General features: G+C 62.5%; 13 protein-coding genes and 2 riboswitches. Of the genes, 7 read left to right on the plus strand and 6 right to left on the minus strand.

Annotated features, from left to right (window positions below):
* Positions 1 to 21: 21 nt before the first annotated feature.
* From AC3WVQ_RS27350 to AC3WVQ_RS27370, 5 genes are all read right to left on the minus strand, one after another.
* Positions 22 to 855, minus strand: a complete 834-nt coding sequence (locus AC3WVQ_RS27350; protein WP_060581050.1) for a carbohydrate ABC transporter permease — start codon at positions 853 to 855, stop codon at positions 22 to 24.
* Positions 852 to 1814: a carbohydrate ABC transporter permease gene (locus AC3WVQ_RS27355; RefSeq protein ID WP_083523550.1), complete on the minus strand. Its 963-nt coding sequence runs from the start codon at positions 1812 to 1814 to the stop codon at positions 852 to 854. The genes AC3WVQ_RS27350 and AC3WVQ_RS27355 overlap by 4 nt, the downstream gene beginning before the upstream one ends.
* A 106-nt stretch (positions 1815 to 1920) precedes the next feature.
* Positions 1921 to 3087, minus strand: coding sequence for an ABC transporter ATP-binding protein (locus AC3WVQ_RS27360; protein WP_060581051.1), 1167 nt, complete (start codon positions 3085 to 3087; stop codon positions 1921 to 1923).
* Positions 3084 to 3926, minus strand: a complete 843-nt coding sequence (locus AC3WVQ_RS27365; protein ID WP_060581052.1) for a metallophosphoesterase family protein — start codon at positions 3924 to 3926, stop codon at positions 3084 to 3086. The genes AC3WVQ_RS27360 and AC3WVQ_RS27365 overlap by 4 nt, the downstream gene beginning before the upstream one ends.
* 192 nt (positions 3927 to 4118) lie before the next feature.
* Positions 4119 to 5045, minus strand: coding sequence for a LysR substrate-binding domain-containing protein (locus AC3WVQ_RS27370; RefSeq protein ID WP_060581053.1), 927 nt, complete (start codon positions 5043 to 5045; stop codon positions 4119 to 4121).
* Positions 5046 to 5108: 63 nt separating this feature from the next.
* On the opposite strand from AC3WVQ_RS27370, the gene AC3WVQ_RS27375 reads away from it, so the two are divergent.
* The 7 genes from AC3WVQ_RS27375 (at position 5109) to nrdF (ending at position 13620) form a co-directional block, all read left to right on the plus strand.
* Positions 5109 to 5489: a hypothetical protein gene (locus tag AC3WVQ_RS27375; protein ID WP_162731770.1), complete on the plus strand. Its 381-nt coding sequence runs from the start codon at positions 5109 to 5111 to the stop codon at positions 5487 to 5489.
* Positions 5490 to 5507: 18 nt separating this feature from the next.
* Positions 5508 to 5726, plus strand: a riboswitch (cobalamin riboswitch).
* Between the two features lie 100 nt (positions 5727 to 5826).
* Positions 5827 to 8181, plus strand: coding sequence for a 5-methyltetrahydropteroyltriglutamate--homocysteine S-methyltransferase (gene metE / locus AC3WVQ_RS27380; RefSeq protein ID WP_492383264.1), 2355 nt, complete (start codon positions 5827 to 5829; stop codon positions 8179 to 8181).
* Positions 8178 to 8978 carry an acyl-CoA thioesterase gene (locus AC3WVQ_RS27385; RefSeq protein WP_060581054.1) on the plus strand — a complete coding sequence of 267 codons (801 nt, stop codon included), beginning with the start codon at positions 8178 to 8180 and terminating at the stop codon, positions 8976 to 8978. The genes metE and AC3WVQ_RS27385 overlap by 4 nt, the downstream gene beginning before the upstream one ends.
* A gap of 150 nt (positions 8979 to 9128) precedes the next feature.
* A riboswitch (cobalamin riboswitch) is annotated at positions 9129 to 9354 on the plus strand.
* 388 nt (positions 9355 to 9742) lie between these two features.
* Positions 9743 to 9964 carry a glutaredoxin-like protein NrdH gene (gene nrdH, locus AC3WVQ_RS27390; RefSeq protein WP_034805557.1) on the plus strand — a complete coding sequence of 74 codons (222 nt, stop codon included), beginning with the start codon at positions 9743 to 9745 and terminating at the stop codon, positions 9962 to 9964.
* 12 nt (positions 9965 to 9976) lie between these two features.
* Positions 9977 to 10393 (plus strand): class Ib ribonucleoside-diphosphate reductase assembly flavoprotein NrdI, encoded by a 417-nt coding sequence (gene nrdI, locus AC3WVQ_RS27395; RefSeq protein WP_060521950.1) that lies wholly within the window; start codon positions 9977 to 9979, stop codon positions 10391 to 10393.
* Positions 10363 to 12516 (plus strand): class 1b ribonucleoside-diphosphate reductase subunit alpha, encoded by a 2154-nt coding sequence (gene nrdE / locus AC3WVQ_RS27400; protein WP_060601750.1) that lies wholly within the window; start codon positions 10363 to 10365, stop codon positions 12514 to 12516. Before nrdI ends, nrdE begins: the two co-directional genes overlap by 31 nt.
* 129 nt (positions 12517 to 12645) lie before the next feature.
* Positions 12646 to 13620: a class 1b ribonucleoside-diphosphate reductase subunit beta gene (nrdF, locus tag AC3WVQ_RS27405; protein WP_060601753.1), complete on the plus strand. Its 975-nt coding sequence runs from the start codon at positions 12646 to 12648 to the stop codon at positions 13618 to 13620.
* A 79-nt stretch (positions 13621 to 13699) separates the two neighbouring features.
* Here the strand turns inward: nrdF and AC3WVQ_RS27410 are convergent, their stop codons facing one another.
* Positions 13700 to 14896 (minus strand): multidrug effflux MFS transporter, encoded by a 1197-nt coding sequence (locus tag AC3WVQ_RS27410; RefSeq protein ID WP_492383265.1) that lies wholly within the window; start codon positions 14894 to 14896, stop codon positions 13700 to 13702.
* Between the last annotated feature and the right edge of the window lie 49 nt (positions 14897 to 14945).

Genomic DNA, 14945 nt, shown 5'->3' on the forward strand with positions numbered 1-14945 from the left:
TTGCGCTCCAGGTTGGACCGTTCAGCCTTTGAGACCGGTCATGGTGATGCCCTCGACAAAACGCTTCTGCGCCAGCAAAAACGCGGTCACGAGGGGAAGGGTGATGATGAGGGTCGCGGCCATCAGCGCGCCGTAGTCGTCGCCGGCTTCCGCGGCGCGGAAGTAGAGAAGGCCGAGTGGCGGGGTCGCATAGTCCTGGTTGGTGACGACGATCAGCGGCCAGAAGAGATCGTTCCAGTGGGCGACGACGGAGAAGATTGCAAAGGCGGTGATCGCCGGCCAGGCGTTTGGCACGATGACGCGCGCGACGATGCCGGCTTCAGACATACCGTCGAGGCGTGCCGCATGGATCAGATCGTCGGGCATGGCGCGGAAAAACTGCAGGAAGAGGAAGATCGCGAATACCGAGATCGAGAACGGCGCCACTAGCGCTGCGTAGCTGTTCAGCACCGACAACCTGTCGAAGGCCACGTAAATGGGCAGCGCGGTTGCGTGGATCGGTACCAGGAGGCCGAGCATGACCAGCACCATCATGGTGCGGGCCGCCCGAAACTTCAGCTTCGCCATGGCATAGGCGCAAGGGATGGCGACGACGATCTGGATGACGAAGATCAGCGCGCAGACGACAACGCCGTTGAAGAGCAGGGTCGTCATCGAGACGCGCGACAGCGCCTTGGAAAAGTTCTCGACATAGGACCACTGCTCAGGGATCAGCGACAGCGACGAGGAGAAGATCTCGCTCTGAGCCTTGCCGGCGGTCGAGACCATGAAGATGTAGGGCGCGAGGAAGATGAGCGCGCCAAACGAGAGAACGGCGAGGCGAATGAGGCGGGTGACGGAGATGGTGTTGGTCATGCGTAGTGCACCTTCCGGTCGAGCACGCGGTACTGCAGGAACATCAGGACGACGAGGATGGCGAGGAAGACGACGGTCATGGCCGAGGCATAGCCGACGCGCAGATAGACGAAGCCCTCCTGGTAGATGGTGAAGAGCAGCACCTCCGACGCCTTGTTCGGACCGCCCTCGGTCAGCGTCTTCACCGTCTCGAACACCTTAACCGAGTTGATGATGCTGATGGTGGTGACGAACAGCGTCGTCGGCCCGAGCATCGGCCAGGTCACCAGCCGGAAACGATCGAACCAGGTCTTGGCGCCGTCGACTTCGGCTGCGGCATAGAGCTCGCGCGGGATGGCGGTGAGACCGGCGAGGAACAGCACCATGTTGAAGCCGACCGACTGCCAGATGCCGATGATCGACAGGCCGTAGAGCACCGTGCCGGAGGCGCCGAGCCAGTTGGGGCCGGCAATGCCGAAAACGGCCAAGAAGGTGTTGATCGGGCCGATGGTTGGGTGAAACAGGAATTGCCAGACCGTCGCCATGGCGACGAGCAGCGAGGCCACCGGCAGGAAATAGACCGTGCGGAAGAACGCCCGGCCCTTGGTTTCCGCCTCGATCAGCATGGCGATCGCCAGCGCCAGCACGATCGAAACCGGCGTGACGATCGCGGTGTAGATGGTGGTATTCCAGAGCGAGCGCCGGAAGGTGCGGTCGCTGAAGAGTTCGGCATAGTTCTCGAAGCCGACAAAGCGGAAGCTGCCGTAGCCGAGCTCGAAATCGGTGAAACCGAGAACGATCACCGCCGCGGTCGGTAAAAGGATGAAGAGGACGAGCAGCGTGATGGCCGGCAGCGCTAACAGCCAGGCAATGCGGGCCTCGCGGCGATCGGGATCGGTGGCCGCGGCACCGATCGCCGTCTGGGTCCGCAGCCGCTGCGCCGGCTGGGCACCGTCTCGCAGAGATGAATGCTGAGGCATTGCCTCCAGCCGATCTCCCCCCTTGTGGGGGAGATGCCCGGCAGGGCAGAGGGCGGTATCCACGCAATCCGCCGCCCCTGCCGCCGTATCCCGATTGGAACCCGCCTTAGCCATGGATCTTCTCCAGCGTCGCGGCGATAGCGACCCGCTCGGCCGGCAGCCGGGTGCCCTCGCCGTCGAACAGCATCGCCCGTTCCGGCATGAACTCGACGTCAACGGGCTGACCGATCGCGAGCGCCGCGGCCTCGGCAGGTGCTGACTTGGCAGTGACCACCTCGCCGATCGCATCGAGGCGGGCATGGACGATCACCTCAGAGCCGAGGAACTCCATACGCTCGACCCGCGCGCTCAATCGGCCGGCGCTTGCCGCATGGAAGCGCACGAATTCCGGGCGGATTGCGAGCTTCACTGAAGCATCCGGCGCCTGTCCGCGGCTTGCCAGAAGCACCAGATCGCCGAAGCGCACGATGCTCGCCGTATCCGTGCGGGTCTCCAGCACGTTGATCTTCGGCTGGCCGAGGAAGCGTGCGACCTCGATATGGGAGGGGTTGTCGTAGATCTCCTTCGGGGTCGCCAGTTGCAAGAGATTGCCGCCGATCATCACTGCCACTCGATCCGCCATCGACAGCGCTTCCGACTGGTCGTGGGTGACATAGAGCGTCGGCACGCCGGCGCGGCGGTGGAGATCGACGATCTCGCCGCGGGCGTGGACGCGCAGGTTGGCATCAAGATTGGAGAGCGGCTCGTCCATCAGGAAGACGGCCGGGCGGCGCACCATGGCGCGGGCGAGCGCCACGCGCTGGCGCTGGCCGCCGGACATCTGGCCGGGCTTGCGGTCGAGCAGGTGATCGATCTTCAGCGCCAGCGCCATTTCCTTGACCTGGCGCTGGATATCGCTGCGGATCTGCTTCTGCCCCGGCATCAGATTGCCGATCACAGGCAGGCGCTGCGCCGCTGTCAGCCGCCGCATCGCAAGCGGCACGGCGATGTTCTCGCCCGCCGTCAGGTGCGGATAGAGGGCATAGGACTGGAAGACCATCGCGACATTGCGATCGGCCGCGGCCATGCGCGCGACACTGCGGCCGCCGATGACGATCTCGCCGCCGTCGCCATGATCGAGACCGGCGACGATGCGCAACAGCGTGCTCTTGCCGCAGCCGGAAGGACCAACGAGCGCGATGAACTCACCCGCCTCCGCCTGCAGGCTAACCCCCTTCAGGATCGCGTTGCCGCCATAGGACTTGGTGATACCCTCTAGCGAAAGCACGCTCATTGCGCGGCCTCCACACGGACCGTCTTCTTGGCCGCCAGCGGGTAGACCTCTTCGACGATCGGATCGAGCAGGTGGCTGGTCAGTCCCGGCACCGCGATGATCTCGCTTTTGACGTTGACGTCGCTAAACTCGTGTACGACGGCGCCGACCAGCCGCTCGCCCGGCATCGGCCGTTCCAGCGTATCAATGATGAAGGAGGTCGGCGGCGCCCAGACGAGCGACGTCCCGGCGTGCTTGCCCGTCCAGGCCCAGTGCAGGTGGCCGCTTGCATGCAGCGCCACCTCGGCTTCGGCGAAAAGATCAAACAGGCGTTGGCGCTGGCGCGGACGGATGCCCCAGTAGCCGGTGTCGCCTTCGCCCGGATCGTCGACGAAGAGCGGCTTGTGGGCAAAGACGGCCACCCGGCGGCCGTCGCGGCTGAGCAACTGTTCCTCCAGCCAATTAAACTGCCTGTCTTCTTCTTCGTCCTCGAAGCCGATCAGCAGGCTGTTGAGGCCGAGCAGCCGCCAGTCGCCATGGTCGCGGCCCCAGTAGTCCGGACCGGCGAGCCGGCGCCAGCGGGCAAGCCGAACCGGATCCACCGGCTGGTGCGAACCCGGCAGATGGCCGACATCGTGATTGCCGGGAACGATCAGCACCGGCATCGAGAGCTGGCCGATCAGATCGAGCGAGAAGGTGATGTCGTCCTCGTGGTCGGCACCATCGATGGTGACGTCGCCGGTGTGGATGACGAGATCGGGTTTTACCGCCTCGATCCAGGCGCGAACCGGTTCCCAATTGCCATTGAAGTGGCTTTTGGCGGGGCTGAGATGGGTGTCGCTGATCTGGACGATTTTCATGGAAACGGGCCTCCGACGATGGCTTGCGGTATCCGCGTCGGAGGGCTGATACTTTCCTTCTCTGCGGTTGGCCGCAGTCTTTAGGGAGCCGCCATGTCAGTTTGGTAACAGCCGTTCTCAGCTGATTTTCAGTTTCTCCATGAAAGCGTCATCTTCAGAAGACCGACGGGCCGAGTAGGCCCCGTTGTGTCTCTACATTGCGCCGCGGTCGGTCCGACGCGACGCCGGACAGGATTGCTCCATCACGGTCGAAAGCATGGCGTTCGACGCATCGGCCTCGGCGACGACCCAGTCGCGAAAGGCCTGGATCTTCTTCTGCCGCCTGGTGCTTTGCGGATAGACGAGCCAATAGGCGCGGCCGTCGCGCACCACATGCTCGAACGGCCGGATGAGCCTGCCGCTCTTCAGTTCATCCATCAGGAAGGTCGAGACGGCAATCGCAATGCCGTGATCCGCAAGGATTGTGGCGACATCCATCGCCTGCACGTCGAAGATCAATTCGGTGCCATTGCTTGCCGGCGGCTCGACGCCGGTTTCGATCATCCACCGCCGCCACCAGCTGGCGTTGCCGAAACGCCGGACTCTCAGAACGTCCGCGGGCTCCTTGAGCTGGTACTTTTCCAGGAAGGATGGCGTGCAGACAGGCACGTAATCGAGCGGAAACAAGGGAAAGACATCGTTGCCCGGCCAGTCGCCGGCGCCGCTGCGCACCGCGAGATCGATGGCGTCACGTTTGAAATCGACCAACTCGGTCGACATGTGCACCCTGATGCTGATGTTGGGATGCGCGGTCTGAAACGACGCGAGGCGCTGACCGAGCCAGCTCGACACGACGGTTGGCAGCACCGAGATGTGCAGGTGATGTTCGGTCTTGTCGGCGATCTCCGAGAAAGCCGCCCCTAAGAGATCGATCGCTTCGGTCACCTTCGGCGCTAGCTGCCGCCCGGCGCCGGTCAATCGCACCTCGCGCGGAAGCCGAACGAACAGCGGCGCGCCGATGCGATCTTCCAACAGCCGGATCTGATAGCTGACGGCCGCCTGCGTCATGCCGAGCTCTTCGGCGGCGCGGGTGAAACTCAGGTGCCTGGCGGCGGCCTCAAAGGCGCGCACCGCACTCATGGGAGGAATCTTGCTCATGGAACTGAGATAAGCATTCTTTATGCCAGCATGCGAGAAATCGCTTTGCGCGAAACGGCAAAAACCCTCACTTTTTTTCGCGAACACACGCCCTTGAAAGAAGTGAGGATAGCAATGCTTAGCGCAGTGCGATCAACGATTTACCATGTCCTGAACTGGGCCGATAAGACCCTCAACCCTCCGGTTGCCATCGACACGTTCAACGAGTTCCAACTCCGGGATATCGGCCTGACGCGAGATCAAGAGCATATCCGCGCGCGCGTTGGCGACGCGGCGGATCCGTGGCAGTGGCCGGAGGAGGACGCTTCGACCAAACCGCAACCGTCCCGTGAGCGGAAAGCAATGGAAAGACCTCGTCCTGCCATTGTCTCGCCGCGGGCGGCGGCGGGAGAGAATAAAGACATAAGCATTTCTTTATGCGATTGACGAAAAGCTCGGGACAGGGCATTGTCGCCCCATCGTGGTTCTTCGCCCGCCTTTGGAGGGACGGAGCTAAGAGGGAATTCGGTGCGGCGCCAGACAAGCGCCCATGCCGGAGCTGCCCCCGCAACTGTAAGCGGAGAGCGGCCGTTCGAAGATGTCACTGAGGGAGACGCCTCGGGAAGACGGAACGGTCCGCGACGACCCGCAAGCCAGGAGACCTGCCGCGATGAACAACGTCCACGGGCGGGGTGTCCGATGAGGCGCGTTGAGGACGCGGGATCGCTCTCGCGCCGCGGCTGCGTCGCATTCAAGCCTTGCCCATAACCTTCGGGGTAAGGAAATGACCATCAAGACTGCCAATCTCGGTTTCCCGCGCATCGGCCGCCGTCGCGAATTGAAATTCGCGCTCGAACGCTATTGGGCCGGAAAGGCCAGCCGCGGCGAACTTCTCGATACCGGAGCCAAGCTCCGCGCTGAAAACTGGGCCGCGCAGAAAACGCGCGGCATCGACATCATCCCCTCCAACGACTTCTCCTTCTACGACCACGTGCTCGATGCCGCCGTGCTTGTCGGCGCAATCCCGCCGGCCTATGGCCGGACGGGCGGCCCGGTCGATCTCGACACCTATTTTGCCATGGCGCGCGGCTCGGCCGGAACGCCCTGCGCCGCCGGCTGCACCCATTCGGGAAGCAGCAGCGGCACTCCCGCGCTCGAAATGACAAAGTGGTTCGACACCAACTATCACTACATGGTGCCCGAGTTCGACAGGGATCAGCGCTTCGAGCTCACCCACAATCGGCCGCTGGAAGCCTTCCAGGAAGCTCAAGCCCTCGGCTATCGCACACGCCCGGTGCTCATCGGCCCGGTGACACTGCTGAAGCTCGGCAAATCGAAGGGCGGCGACTTCGATCCGGTCGATCTGATCGAACGGCTCCTGCCCGTTTACGTGAGGGTCCTGGCGGAGCTTGCTGACGCCGGCGCCGATTGGGTACAGATCGACGAGCCTTGCCTGGCGCTCGATCTCGCGGACAAGGTTCGTCGCGCCCTCGACCTCGCCTATCGCACGTTCGACACCGACGTGCCCGGACTCAAGATCATGCTGGCGACCTATTTCGGCTCGATCGGCGACAACACGGCAACGGCGTTGGCGCTGCCGGTCGATGGACTGCATGTCGATCTCGTGCGCGCGCCGCAGCAGATCGACACGCTCATCCAATCGGCTCCGGCGGACCGGGTCCTATCGCTCGGGGTCATCGACGGCCGCAACATCTGGCGGACCGATCTGGCCAGCCTGTTCCGCCGGCTGCAGCCTCTGACTTCGGCCCACGGCCGCGACCGCATCGAGCTCGCACCTTCATGCTCACTCCTGCACGTGCCGATCGATCTCGAGCTGGAGCGTGCGCTTGATCCGGAACTTTCCTCCTGGCTCGCCTTCGGTACGCAGAAACTCGACGAACTCAGCCTGCTTGCCAGCGCCTTCGAGCCGGGGCTTGCCATTTCCGAGCACGTTTTCGCCGCCTCGATCGCGTCCGCCCAGGCGAGGCTCACCTCACTCAGGATCCATGATCCTCTGGTCGCCGGGCGCTTGAAAGCGCTGACGGATGCGGACAGCGAGCGGCAGTCCCCGTTCGCGGGCCGCCGGGCACTGCAGGCGAAGAAGCTGTCATTGCCGCTCTTCCCGACAACGACGATCGGATCCTTCCCACAGACATCGGAGGTTCGGCAGGCCCGTTCACTGCATGCGAAAGGCGAACTCAGCTATGTCGACTACACCGCCTATCTTCGCCGAGAGACCGAAGTGGCGGTGCGCTGGCAGGAAGAGGTCGGCATCGACGTACTCGTTCACGGCGAGTTCGAGCGCAACGACATGGTGCAGTATTTTGGCGAGCAGCTCTCGGGCTACGCCTTCACCCAGAGCGGCTGGGTGCAGAGCTACGGATCGCGCTGCGTGCGTCCGCCTGTTATCTTCGGCGACGTTTCGCGACCAAACCCGATGACGGTCGAGTGGGCGACCTTCGCGCAGTCGCTGACCGATCGCCCGGTCAAGGGCATGCTGACGGGTCCGGTCACCATGCTGCTGTGGTCCTTCGTTCGTGACGACCTGCCACGTTCCGTGGTGTGCCGGCAGATCGCGCTAGCACTGCGCGATGAAGTGTCGGATCTCGAGGCGGCCGGCATCGCCATCATCCAGATCGACGAACCGGCACTGCGCGAAGGCCTGCCGCTGCGAAATGCCGATCGCAAGGCCTATCTCGACTGGGCGGTGGAGTGCTTCCGTCTCAGTGCAGCCGGGGTGGGCGATGCGACCCAGATCCACACCCATATGTGCTACTCCGAGTTCAACGACATCATGGCCGCAATCGCGGCGATGGACGCCGACGTCATGTCGATCGAGACGTCGCGATCGAAGATGGAACTGCTCGGCGCCTTCACCGACGAGGCCTATCCGAACGAGATCGGCCCGGGCGTCTACGACATCCATTCACCACGCGTGCCCGGCGTCGAGGAAATGGTGCATCTCATCGAAAAAGCGACCGAGGGCCTCACGCCGGACCAGATCTGGGTCAATCCCGATTGCGGACTGAAGACCAGGCGCTGGGAAGAGACGCGGCCGGCGCTCGTTAACATGGTCGCCGCCGCCCGCTCGCTTCGAGCGGCTTTTGCCGCCGATACGCGCGAAGCCGTCAAAGCATGACGGGGCAACACGAAGTCACGATGGCGCCGGGGGAAACCCCGGCGCCACAAACCCTGATCGACATCGTTTTTCCAGGCGATACCAATCACCATGGCACGCTCTTTGGTGGCGCCGCCCTCGCGTCGATGGACCGGATCGCTTTCATCGTCGCCACCCGCCACGCGCGCGTTCCCTTCGTCACCGCATCCTGCGACCGCATCGATTTTCGTGCGCCTGCGCGCATAGGTCAGATCGTCTGCTTCAGCGGCCGTCCGGTTCGTGTCGGGCGCCGCTCGATGGTGGTCGAGGTCGAGATGATCGCGGAAGACATCGCCACCGGCAGCCGCGCCCTTTGCAGCAGGGGCACCTTCACCATGGTCGCGATGCCCCGTGCCGATGAAACGGATTGGATGCTGCCGCCGCTCGATGTGGCAACGGACACGCCCGAAGAGGCGGGCACCCTACGCATGGTCGACATCGTCTTTCCCGGCCAGGCCAACAGCTTCGGCGCCATATGCGGTGGCAACGCCCTCGCGCATATGACGAAGGCCGCATTCGTCGTCGCGACGCGCCGGAGCCGCCGGGCGACCGTCCTTGCCTCCTGCACCGGTATGGACTTCAAGCACCGGATCATGATCGGTTCGATCATCGAACCCATCGCCCGCATTGTGCGGACGGGTCGCAGTTCAGCCGCCGTCGAGGTCGAACTCTGGTCGGAAGAGCTCCTCACCGGTCTGCGACAGCGGACTGTTACCGGAACGTTCGCTATGGTCGCCGTCGACGAGGACAACCGGCCCGTGGCCGCTTTCGCTGCTTGATGGAATGGGGCGTCCGCACCAGGGGCGCCCTATCCACAACCTTGGTGCCAACCGGCTGTTTACTCCCCGTTATCCACACTGCAAAAGAAACCACCCTCCTACCCCCGCCTTCCACATACGGAACCTATTGACGCAGATTTGCGATGAACTACTATATCTAGTGTTCGAGGTTCTTCCGATTCGCAAGGATTGGGAGCTAAGACGGGAATACGGTGCGCCGGCGAGTTTCCGCTGAGGCTATGCCGTAGCTGCCCCCGCAACTGTAGACGGCGAGCGACTGTCCGGATTTGGACCACTGAGGCATGAGGCCTCGGGAAGGTCGGGATGGAAGCTTTGACCCGTAAGCCAGGAGACCTGCCTCGATCACCAAACGTCCACGGGCGGGGTGTCCGGAGGGGTTGAGTGCGTGGCAGGATGAGCCTGCCCGATCGTCTCGACGTCTCCCCGGCAGCCCGTCGAAAGCTTCGGGGTGAAGTCATGCCAGTTTCTTCCAGTTCAGATCCACCTTCTGCGGACGGGTGCGCGTTGTTGCGCGCCTGATCGAAAGGCCGCGCCTTGAAAACCCGCATCCGCGGAATTCCTGAGCGCCCGACCAAAACGAGCCGGCCCGGTTGCGTAACCGACCTTGGGCCAGCTTGACGACGTCAACTCCGGTCGAGTCGACCGGGGAGCGATGTTTCGTGTCCAATCGCCAACACCACGGTTCGCGTTCGCGCGATCCGACGATTTTTTGCGCCCATTTGCCAGACCCTCACGAGGAACCCATGTCGATCACCGTCTACAGCAAACCAGCCTGCGTCCAATGCACCGCCACAACCCGTGCGCTCGACCGCCAAGGCATCGATTATCGCATCGTCGATATCTCCGAGGATTCCGATGCATTCGCGCTGGTGCAGGGTCTTGGCTATCGGCAGGTCCCGGTCGTCGTCGCCGGCGAGCGGCATTGGGCGGGTTTCCGCCCGGACATGATCAGCGCGCTTTCCTGAAGGACGCGGGCGATGGGCCTGATCGTCTATTTTTCCAGTCGCTCGGAAAACACCCATCGCTTCGTCGAAAAGCTCGGCCTTCGCGCCGCCCGCATACCGCTCAGGGAAGGTATGGACGCACTTACGGTCGCAGAGCCCTATGTGCTGATCGTGCCGACCTATTGCGGCGACGATGGCCGCGGGGCGGTGCCGAAGCAGGTCATCCGCTTCTTGAACGACGCGGGCAACCGCTCTCACATCCGCGGCGTGATCGCAGCGGGCAACAGCAATTTCGGCGCGACCTACGGGATCGCCGGCGACGTGATTTCGGCCAAGTGCCGGGTACCCTATCTCTACCGGTTCGAGCTGCTCGGGACCGACGAGGACGTCGCCAATGTCAAAAACGGGATGGAACGATTTTGGACGTCACGACACTCGAACGCCCCTTGAAGGCGACGGAAGCAGCGCTCGACTATCATGCGCTGAACGCAATGCTGAACCTCTATGACGAAGAGGGACGGATCCAGCTCGACAAGGACCGGCAGGCGGCGAAACAGTACTTCCTCCAGCACGTCAATCAGAACACGGTGTTCTTCCATAACCTCCGGGAAAAACTCGATTATCTGGTGACCGAGGGCTATTACGAGCAGGAAGTGCTGGACCAGTATTCCTTCAACTTCGTGCGCGATCTCTACGATCATGCCTATTCAAAGAAGTTCCGCTTTCCGACCTTCCTCGGGGCGTTCAAATACTACACGTCCTATACGCTGAAGACCTTCGACGGAAAGCGCTACCTGGAACGCTACGAAGACCGTGTCTGCATGGTGGCGATGGCCTTGGCGCGCGGCAACGAGGGGCTTGCCCGCGATCTCGTCGACGAGATCATCTCCGGCCGCTTCCAGCCGGCAACGCCGACTTTCCTCAACGCCGGCAAGAAGAGCCGCGGCGAGCTCGTCTCCTGCTTTCTGCTCCGGATCGAGGACAACATGGAGAGTATCGGCCGCGCCATCAATTCGGCGCTGCAGCTTTCCAAGCGCGGTGGCGGCGTGGCGCTGTCGCTCACCAACATCCGCGAGATGGGCGCGCCGATCAAGCAGATCGAGAACCAGTCATCCGGCGTCATCCCGGTCATGAAGCTGCTCGAAGACAGTTTCTCTTACGCCAACCAACTCGGCGCGCGCCAGGGAGCCGGTGCTGTCTACCTGCACGCCCACCACCCCGACATCATGCGCTTCCTCGATACCAAGCGCGAAAACGCCGACGAGAAGATCCGCATCAAGACGCTGTCGCTCGGCGTCGTCATCCCCGACATCACCTTCGAGCTCGCCCGCAACAACGAGGACATGTATCTGTTCTCACCCTATGACGTGGAGCAGGTCTATGGCGTGCCCCTCACCGAGATTTCGGTGACCGAGAAGTACCGCGAGATGGTCGAGGATGCCCGCATCCGCAAGCGCAAGATCAAGGCGCGCGACTTCTTCCAGATCATCGCCGAGATCCAGTTCGAGAGCGGTTATCCCTACATCATGTTCGAGGACACGGTGAACCGGGCAAACCCGATCGCCGGGCGCATCACCATGAGCAATCTCTGCTCGGAAATCCTGCAGGTGAGCGAAGCGAGCGCGTTCAACGACGACCTCTCCTACAAGCACATGGGCAAGGACATCTCCTGCAATCTCGGTTCGCTGAACATTGCGGCTGCGATGGACAGCCCGGATTTCGGCCAGACGATCGAGACCTCGATCCGCGCCCTCACCGCCGTCTCCGAAATGAGCCACATCTCGTCCGTGCCCTCGATCGAAAAGGGCAACGACGACAGCCACGCGATCGGCCTCGGGCAGATGAACCTGCACGGCTATCTCGCCCGCGAGCGCATCTACTACGGCTCCGAGGAAGGCATCGATTTCACCAACATCTATTTCTACACGGTGACCTATCACGCCATCCGCGCGTCGAACCGGCTGGCGGTCGAGAAGGGCAAGAACTTTGCCGGCTTCGAAAACTCGAAATACGCGTCGGGTGATTATTTCGACAAATACACCGAAGCCGAATGGCTGCCGGCGACCGAAAAGGTGAAGGGCCTGTTCGAGGAAGCCGGCATCTCGATCCCGACTCAGGAAGACTGGCTGGAGTTGAAACGGGCGGTGATAGCTGGCGGCCTTTACAACCAGAACCTCCAGGCCGTGCCGCCGACCGGTTCGATCTCCTACATCAACCACTCCACTTCCTCGATCCATCCGATCGTCTCGAAGATCGAGATCCGCAAGGAAGGCAAGATCGGCCGCGTCTACTATCCGGCCGCCTTCATGACCAACGACAATCTCGAATATTACCAGGACGCCTACGAGATCGGGCCGGAGAAGATCATCGACACCTATGCGGCCGCCACCCAGCACGTCGACCAGGGCCTGTCGCTGACCCTGTTCTTCCGCGACACGGCAACGACCCGCGACATCAACCGTGCTCAGATCCATGCCTGGAAGAAGGGCATCAAGACCATCTACTACATCCGCCTTCGGCAGATGGCGCTCGAGGGTACGCAGGTCCAGGGCTGCGTTTCCTGCGCGCTGTAACCTCGCATTCCAGTAACGGCCCCTCATCCTAGCCCTCTCCCCGCAAGCGGGGAGAAGGTGCCGGCAGGCGGATGAGGGGCACCCCCTCACCGCGCGATGAGGCATACACGATCACAAAGGTTCAACGACATGAACATGCACACCAAACCCGCAAGCCGCATCCGCGCCATCAACTGGAACCGCATCGAAGACGACAAGGACCTGGAGGTCTGGAACCGTCTGACCGGCAATTTCTGGCTGCCGGAGAAGGTGCCGCTTTCCAACGACATTCCCTCCTGGGCAACGCTGAAGCCGGAGGAGCAGACACTCACCATCCGCGTCTTCACCGGCCTCACCTTGCTCGACACGATCCAGAACGGCGTCGGCGCCGTCCGACTGATGGAAGATGCGGCCACCCCACATGAGGAGGCGGTGCTTTCCAACATCTCCTTCATGGAGGCGGTGCATGCCCGCTCCTATTCCTCGATCTTCTCGACGCTCTGCCTGACACCCGATGTCGATGACGCCTATCGCTGGTCGGAAGAGAACGAGTTCCTGCAGAAGAAGTCGGCGCTGATCATGGCGGAGTATGCCTCCGGCGATCCCTTGAAGAAGAAGGTCGCGAGCGTCTTTCTCGAAAGCTTCCTGTTCTATTCCGGCTTCTATCTGCCGATGTACTGGTCGAGCCGCGCCAAGCTCACCAACACCGCCGACATGATCCGGCTGATCATTCGCGACGAGGCGGTGCACGGCTATTACATCGGCTACAAGTTCCAGCGCGCGCTGGAGCGCTTGAGCGAGGAACGCCGCCAGGAGATCAAGGTTTTCGCCTTCGACTTGCTGCTCGAACTCTACGACAACGAAGCGAAATACACCGAGGCGCTCTATGACGGCGTCGGCCTGACCGAAGACGTGAAGAAGTTCCTGCACTACAACGCCAACAAGGCGCTGATGAACCTCGGCTACGAGGCGCTGTTTCCGGCGGAAGCCTGCAAGGTCAACCCGGCCATTCTCTCGGCGCTTTCGCCGAATGCCGACGAGAACCACGACTTCTTCTCCGGTTCCGGTTCGTCCTACGTTATCGGCAAGGCTGTGGCGACCGAGGACGAGGACTGGAATTTTTAAGGACGGTCCATTCGGTCATACCTGACAACAAAGGCCGGCGAGGACGCCCTCGCCGGCCTTTGTTCAGCAATAGCAGCGCCTACTCTGCCGCGACCACCCGGCTGCGGCCGATCGTTGCTTGCGTCAGCAGGAAGGCGGCAAGGGCGCAAGCGGCGATCGCGCCGGCCATCGGTAGGGCCGTTCCGTCGAAGAAGATAGTCGCAACCACCATGGCGACGGCGGCGGTGACGAAGTGCAGCGTACCCATCAGTGCCGAGGCCGTGCCGGCGATCTCGCCGTGGTCTTCAAGCGCCAGCACCGCCGAGGTCGGGATAACCAGGCCGAGCACGCCATAGCCGACGAAGAGGAACGCGGCCATGACAGGCAACTGGTTGAAACCGAGGCTCATGACGATGAACATCGTGAGCGTGGTCAGCGCGAACGCGCCGACGGCAAGATGCATGACCCGCACCAGGCCGAAGCGCTCGCCGAGCCAGCCGGTCGCCTGCGACACAGCGAAGAACGACACGGCATTGATCGAAAAGGCAATGCTGTACTCAGTCGGCGTCAGCCCATAATGGTCGATCAGCACGAAGGGCGAATTGGCGAGATAGACCAGGAACCCGGAAATGCCGAGGCCGCCGATGAAGGTGAGCGTCAGGAAATTGCGGTCGGAGAGAAGCAGGCGATAGGCGGCAAGCGCACTTGCGATACTGCTGTCGGCACGATCCTTCTTCGGCCGGGTTTCCTGCAATTGCGTCGAGAGCAGGATCAGGCCGATGAAGGCGGCGATGGTCACCGCATAGAACACGCCGCGCCAACCGTAGAAGCCGATGACGGCGCTGCCGGCAAGCGGCGCCAGGATCGGCGAAACGCTGAAGACCAGCATCAGCATCGACATCAGCCGCGCAGCCTGGACGCCCGTGTGCATGTCGCGCACCACGGCGCGCGGAATGACCATGCCGGCGGCACCGCCGATCCCTTGCAGGAAGCGGAAGGCGATCAGGGTTTCGATGTCGGTCGAAAGCGCGCAGCCGATGCTGGCGACGGTGAAGAGGCCGATGCCGAGATAGAGCGGCGCCTTGCGGCCCCAGATATCGGAGAGGGGCCCATAGACAAGCTGCGAGATGGCAAAGGAGATGAAGAACGCCAGCAGGCTGAACTGCACCACGCCGTTTTCGGCCGTCAGGTCCTTGCCGATCGACGGCAGGGCCGGCAGGTACATGTCGATTGCAAAGGGGCCGATCGCCGAGATCAGGCCGAGCACGATCGCCGTGCGGAGGAAGGACGTTGTCATGGCAATGAACTTTCAGAAATCGCGGCGCCGAAATCGCTGCCGCCCGGAT

This window comes from Ensifer sp. EB106-05-01-XG146 (assembly GCF_058791875.1).

What these genes read in the sequence shown, in the direction of transcription:
- AC3WVQ_RS27410 (WP_492383265.1), bottom strand. Translation starts at nt 14,896, where the DNA reads ATGACAACGTCCTTCCTCCGCACGGCGATCGTGCTCGGCCTGATCTCG.
- metE (WP_492383264.1), top strand. Translation starts at nt 5,827, where the DNA reads ATGACCATCAAGACTGCCAATCTCGGTTTCCCGCGCATCGGCCGCCGT.
- AC3WVQ_RS27355 (WP_083523550.1), bottom strand. Translation starts at nt 1,814, where the DNA reads ATGCCTCAGCATTCATCTCTGCGAGACGGTGCCCAGCCGGCGCAGCGG.
- nrdH (WP_034805557.1), top strand. Translation starts at nt 9,743, where the DNA reads ATGTCGATCACCGTCTACAGCAAACCAGCCTGCGTCCAATGCACCGCC.
- nrdI (WP_060521950.1), top strand. Translation starts at nt 9,977, where the DNA reads ATGGGCCTGATCGTCTATTTTTCCAGTCGCTCGGAAAACACCCATCGC.
- AC3WVQ_RS27385 (WP_060581054.1), top strand. Translation starts at nt 8,178, where the DNA reads ATGACGGGGCAACACGAAGTCACGATGGCGCCGGGGGAAACCCCGGCG.
- AC3WVQ_RS27350 (WP_060581050.1), bottom strand. Translation starts at nt 855, where the DNA reads ATGACCAACACCATCTCCGTCACCCGCCTCATTCGCCTCGCCGTTCTC.
- nrdF (WP_060601753.1), top strand. Translation starts at nt 12,646, where the DNA reads ATGAACATGCACACCAAACCCGCAAGCCGCATCCGCGCCATCAACTGG.
- AC3WVQ_RS27370 (WP_060581053.1), bottom strand. Translation starts at nt 5,045, where the DNA reads ATGAGTGCGGTGCGCGCCTTTGAGGCCGCCGCCAGGCACCTGAGTTTC.
- AC3WVQ_RS27360 (WP_060581051.1), bottom strand. Translation starts at nt 3,087, where the DNA reads ATGAGCGTGCTTTCGCTAGAGGGTATCACCAAGTCCTATGGCGGCAAC.
- AC3WVQ_RS27365 (WP_060581052.1), bottom strand. Translation starts at nt 3,926, where the DNA reads ATGAAAATCGTCCAGATCAGCGACACCCATCTCAGCCCCGCCAAAAGC.